This is a genomic window from Geomonas sp. (assembly GCF_035254065.1).
In the GTDB taxonomy this organism is placed as follows: domain Bacteria; phylum Desulfobacterota; class Desulfuromonadia; order Geobacterales; family Geobacteraceae; genus Geomonas.
Window position 1 is genome coordinate 1 of record NZ_DATFBA010000219.1, and the last position, 4,196, is coordinate 4,196.

Sequence of the window (4,196 nt, forward strand, 5' to 3'; positions counted from 1 at the left end):
TCCTTCTGGTCATCGCCGAACAGCTTGACCTCGATCGGCTGCGGCACGGCCGTCAGGTCACCGATCAGGTCCTCCATCAGCTGGGCCAGCTCGATCTGGAGGCCGGGCACCTGCTTCTCGACCTTCCCCCTGATCTCGTCCATCACCTCCTCGATCGGCCTGCGGGGAAGCGGCTTGAGGCGAATGAAGAAGTCGCCGGTATTGGGCTCGGTGAGACCTCCCCCCAGCTGGGTGCCGGTGCGCCGCGAGAAGGTCTTCACCTCCGGCGTCGAGGCCACGATCTTCTCGACCTGGCGCAGCAGGCGGTCGGTTTCCGAAAGGGCGGTGCCGGGTGGAGAGATGTAGTCCAGGATGAACCCTCCCTCGTCCATGGTAGGCATGAATCCGGAGCCGACTCCACGGTACCCCAGGTATCCCAGGACGAGCAGGGGGATTACCAGGACGAGCATCCAGAGCGGCCTGCGCAGCATGGCTCCCAGCAGGCGGCCGTAGATGTCATGCGTCTTTTTGCTGAGCTTCCCCGCCTCTTTTTTCCCGGTCTCCTTTTCGCCCAAGAGACGGTCGGCCAGGATGGGGACGGCGAGCCAGGTGATGAGAAAGGAGATGCTCAGCGCGCAGGCCATGGTGAAGGAGAGGGCCTTGAAAAAGGCGCCGGTGACCCCGCTCAAAAAGGCGAGCGGGAGGAAGATGACGATGGTCGAGGAGGAGGAGCCGGCCAGTGGCTGCAGGAACTCCCGCGAAGCCTCGAACACCTGCGCCCGCTGGGTGCCGTTCTCCCCCTGCACCCTGCGCATGATGTGCTCCACCATCACGATGACGTCGTCGATCACCAGGCCGACCGCCGCCGCCATCCCCCCCAGCGTCATGATGTTGAAGCTCATCTTGAAGACGTGGAGCAAAACGATGGTGGAGGCGAGCACGGCCGGCACCACCACCATGGCGACGATGGTGATCTTCAGGCTGCGCAGGAAGACGAGCAGGGCAACAGCGCTCAGCACAACGCCGAACACGATGGCGTCCCGCACGCTGGCCGCGGAGGCGACGATCAGCTCGCTTTGGTCGTACCAGTTGCTGACGGTGACCCCCTTGGGGATCTGGGAGGTGAGCCCCGCGAACTTCGACTTGATGTCCTTGGCGATCTGCACGGTGTTGCCGCCCGGCTGCTGGTAGACCTGGACCAGCACGGCATCGCGGCCGTCGGCGGTCACCCGCAGCCACTGGGGGAGCGTGTCGGGCTGCACGGTCGCCACCTCCTCCAGGCGCACGAGGCCGTTGGGGCCGTTGACCAGTACCGTCTGGGCGATGTCGGCCAGGGTGGCGAGGCGGGTGTCGGACATGGCGAGGTAGAGCTTGTAGTGGTCCTCGATGCGCCCGACCGCCGTGATGACGTTGGCCGCGGAGAGGGCCTTCGAGACGTCGTCGAGGGTGAGCCCGTAGGCATGCAGGCGGTCGGGATCGACGGTGACCCGATACTCTTTCTGCTCGCCGCCTATCACCTGGACCCGGGATACCCCGTTCACCGAGGACAAAAGCGGCAGCAGCCGGTACTGCGCGATGTCCCGCAGCTCGACCTGTGAATGCCGCTGGGAGGTGAGGCTGTAGGCGAGGACCGGGAAGACGGTGGGATCCATCCTCCTCACCTCGAAGCTGGTGCCTGAGGGGAGCCCGGGGAGGGCGCGGCTGAGCGCCGACTCCACCTGGAGCATGGCGGAGATCATGTCGCCTCCCCAGTCGAAGTTCACCGAGATCTCGGCGCTCCCCCGGCTGCTGACCGAACGGACAGAGAGTACGCCAGGAATAGCCCTGACCGCCTCTTCCACCGGGCGGGTGACCTGGAGCTCCATCAGTTGCGCGTCGCGGTCACCCGCGTCCAGTGAGATGGCCACCCGCGGAAAGTCGACGTTCGGGAAGAGGGCGACCGGCAGCTGGAAACCGAGCACCGCACCTGCCAGAGCGAGGATGGCGACCAGGAAGAGGATCGACCTGCGGTGCCCCTGCATCCACTCACCAATGGTCATGGTCGTTCCTCGCGCACCGCCATGCCGTCGGAGAGTTCGTAGTTGCCTACCGCCACCACCTTGAGGTTCCTATCGATGTTGCCGGTCACCTCCACCTGGTCGCCCCGTTCGACGCCGGTGGTCACCCTCACCAGGCGGGCCCGCCCGGCCGTTACCTGGTAGAGGTAAGAACCGCCCTGGTCACGCAGTACCGCCGAGCGCGGCACCAGGAATCCGGACGCCGTCCCGATCGTTATCTCCCCCCGTATCCGGCTCCCCGCCACCAGCCCCGCCTTGTGGGGGCCTCGGATCGACACCAGCACATCGATGAGCCGGGTCTGCGGATCGACCAGGCCGTGGATCTCCCGCACTATTCCGTCGAAGCTCAGGCTGGGATCGAACACCGAAGATAGCCGCACCGTCATCCCCACCCGGATCCGCCTGCCTTGCTCCGGCATCACTCCGAGCACCGCGAGCAGTGAGTCTCGCCGCGACAGCTGGAGGATCGCCGCACCTGCCGCCAGGATATCCCCCTCCTTGGCGTTCACCACCGTCACGATGCCGGCAAAGGGGGCGCTGAGCTGTTCGGTCACCCTTCCCATGCCGAGTTTTCGCTGGGTGGCGACGGTTACCTCGGCGTCGGATAGTGTTTTGCGCGCCGCTGCCAGTTGCGACTGGGTGGCGAGCTTTTGCGCGGCCATGCTCTCGGTGCGCGCCAGTTCACCTCGCGCGAATTCGAGCGCTGCCGTCGCCTGCCGGTAGCCCTGCACGGCGGCGGGGTCTGTCTCGAAGATTGCTAACCGTTGAGCCTTGCGCACCAGCTGCCCGTTGGTGACGAAGAGACGCGAAAGGCTGCCGGCGCGGGGAAGGTTGAGCGTCACGCTCTGGCGGGGATCGACGGTGAGGGTGCCGTAGCTGGCTACCGTTTCCACCAGGTTCCCTTTCTGAACGGGGACCGTTCGGACCAGGACGGTGGGTGCCTCGGCTGCGGCGGAAGCTGTGGCGTGCAGCGCAAATGCCAGCAAGGCGAGTGCAAGGATGCGGCATGACGTCATGGTTTTTCCCTCCCGTTCCCGGCGGACGGCACACCGCCCACCAGCGCCAGGATTGCCACCTGCTGTTCCAGTATGCTTTGCTCAAGCTGGATCGCCTCTTGTTGTTTGGCCAGCAGCGCGCCCTGAGCTGCCACGTAGGCGACCTCGGTGAGGTTCCCCTGCCGGAAGGCCTCTTCGGATGCCTGCGCCAGCTCTCGGGCGGCAGCGATCCCGTCCCGGGCCTGGGCAAGTTCTTTTTCCAGCAGCGGTCGATCGGCAAGCAGACGCTCGATCTCGCCGGCGGCCGCATTAAACCGTCCCTGGTACTCGTCGTACAGCTTCTTCCTGGTGGCCTCTTCGACGGCGATGTTGCCGCGGTTCCGGTTGAAGATGGGAAGCGCGATGGTGATGTTAGGCCCCACGTTGCGCACGTCGCTGTTGTCCCTGGCGCGGTGGACCCCCACGTTTATGGCAGGGAACTGGGCGATAATGGCTTGGCGCAGCCGTTGGTCCTCGCTCTGATAGCCTGCCTGCAGGGCGAGCAGGTCGGGTCGTCGCGCCAGGAGCTTGGGCAGCTCGCTCCGTACCCGCCCGGCATCCACCTCGGGCAACTGGCTTTCCCCCACCAGCTGCAGCTCGGTCCCCGGTGCCAGGCCGAGCAAGGCGTTCAGGGCGAAGGCGTTCTCCCGCAGGTGGCGCGCCAGTTCCTTGATCTGCTTGTCCAGATCCAGCAGGGAGGCGAAATCGGCAGTTGCCGCATCGACGGTGATGTTTCCCTCCTCCAGAGCCCTGCTGCTGTGCCGGTAGTGGGCCGCCACCAACTCCCTGTTCTCCCTGAGAACCGACATAAGCCGCTTCTGCTCGAGGTTTCTGACGAAGAGCAGGCGTGCCCGGGAGACAACCTGCCATTCCTGCCAAAGGAGGTTGAGGTCGGCCTTTCTCTGGTCGGCTGCGGCCGCCGCCTTGGCCGACGATCTCGCCAGCAGTGGACCGATGTCGTAACTCAGCCCGAAGTTGTAGCCGACGAAATTGTCGCCCTCGCTGTTTCCGGTCGGGAAATCCACGGCAGCGGCTAGCTGCGGGTCGGGGAGCAGTCCAGCGGCGAAGGCCTGTGCGGACGCGATCCCCGCCTCGTCGCGCGCGACCCTCAGCTCGGGGTTGTTTA

3 protein-coding genes are annotated in these 4,196 nt (G+C 65.6%); all 3 read right to left on the reverse strand.

Translation table 11 applies throughout. The features are described from left to right. Positions 1 to 2,018 (reverse strand): efflux RND transporter permease subunit (locus VJ604_RS10295; RefSeq protein WP_324082217.1); only part of this gene is annotated, 2,018 nt, incomplete at its 3' end. Continuing rightward, a complete protein-coding gene (locus VJ604_RS10300; RefSeq protein ID WP_324082222.1) occupies positions 2,015 to 3,052 on the reverse strand; it encodes an efflux RND transporter periplasmic adaptor subunit in 1,038 nt (345 codons plus the stop codon). The genes VJ604_RS10300 and VJ604_RS10295, both read right to left, overlap by 4 nt. Further along, a partial coding sequence (locus tag VJ604_RS10305) for a TolC family protein (RefSeq protein ID WP_324082224.1) occupies positions 3,049 to 4,196 on the reverse strand: 1,148 nt, incomplete at its 5' end. The genes VJ604_RS10300 and VJ604_RS10305, both read right to left, overlap by 4 nt.

What these genes read in the sequence shown, in the direction of transcription:
- VJ604_RS10300 (WP_324082222.1), bottom strand. Translation starts at nt 3,052, where the DNA reads ATGACGTCATGCCGCATCCTTGCACTCGCCTTGCTGGCATTTGCGCTG.